1 pseudogene is annotated in these 254 nt (G+C 42.9%); it reads left to right on the plus strand.

Going from position 1 to position 254, the window contains the following annotated elements:
* Window positions 1-254 (plus strand): annotated as a pseudogene (locus tag ACH5TX_RS00095) (hypothetical protein); the annotation flags it as partial.

The raw sequence follows: 254 nt of genomic DNA on the forward strand, positions 1-254 counted from the left end.
ATCTGTGATGACGATACACCAACAGCAAGTTGTTCAACCGCGACAGTAACAGTAACTGTTGCTTGTAGTTCTCTTGTAGATAGTGATGGTGATGGATTAACCGATTGTGAAGAAACGACAGGAATCGACGATCCGAGTACACCAAAAGTACCAGGAGATTATCCAGGGCCATTTGAAGCTAACGATGCTTGTTTACCAACAGGAGTTAATACGACCGATAGTGATGGTGATGGATTAACCGATTGTGAAGAAAC

The organism is Thalassobellus citreus (genome assembly GCF_044385915.1).
GTDB lineage: Bacteria > Bacteroidota > Bacteroidia > Flavobacteriales > Flavobacteriaceae > Thalassobellus > Thalassobellus citreus.